This window comes from Iodobacter violaceini, from assembly GCF_011601265.1.
Lineage (GTDB): Bacteria > Pseudomonadota > Gammaproteobacteria > Burkholderiales > Chitinibacteraceae > Iodobacter > Iodobacter violaceini.
On record NZ_JAAOLX010000034.1, the window covers coordinates 1 to 666 of the forward strand.

The 666-nt window shown below is 43.2% G+C and carries 2 tRNA genes and 1 rRNA gene; all 3 read right to left on the reverse strand.

What is annotated here, in order from left to right:
* Nucleotides 1-247 precede the first annotated feature (247 nt).
* Nucleotides 248-323 (reverse strand) — tRNA-Ala (locus tag HA050_RS21720).
* Nucleotides 324-399: 76 nt separating this feature from the next.
* Nucleotides 400-476: transfer RNA gene (locus HA050_RS21725), tRNA-Ile, on the reverse strand.
* A 71-nt stretch (nucleotides 477-547) separates the two neighbouring features.
* Nucleotides 548-666 (reverse strand): 16S ribosomal RNA (locus tag HA050_RS21730); the annotation flags it as partial.

A 666-nucleotide genomic window follows, 5' to 3' on the forward strand; every position in this document is an offset into this window, starting at 1 on the left:
TATCTGATTTCGCTTTGTTTGCGACACTTAAACCTCAGTTCTGACTTCGAGATTTAAGTTTTGATACAATCTACCCTTATTTATTTCTAAATTTGAGTATTACTTCTTCTATTTTTTTAAAGATCAAAGATACGTCTTGCTGATTTTAGAAATCAGAAATAAACCATCGTCCCAAGCTTTGAATCTCTCTTGAGACAGTGTGTTATTTTTAGTTTCTGCCTTACTTCTTTCCACCACTCGAAGGGAATGGTGGAGGCTAACGGACTCGAACCGTTCACCCCCTGCTTGCAAAGCAGGTGCTCTACCAGATGAGCTAAGCCCCCAATTACCGCTTACTTTCTTGCAATCAAAACCAAACTGGCCGCTCTTTTGACAGAGCCTTCCAACCATTAAAATTAATGGTGGGTCAGACAGGAATCGAACCTGTGACCCCCGCCTTATCAAGACGGTGCTCTAACCGACTGAGCTACTGACCCAATCTGATTTTGTATCTTTGTTTTTTACAGTCGATGAGTGTGAGTACTCAATCCAAAAGTCTTTTCTCTTGAAAGGAGGTGATCCAGCCGCAGGTTCCCCTACGGCTACCTTGTTACGACTTCACCCCAGTCATGAATCCCACCGTGGTAAGCGGCCTCCTTACGGTTAGCCTACCTACTTCTGGTGAAA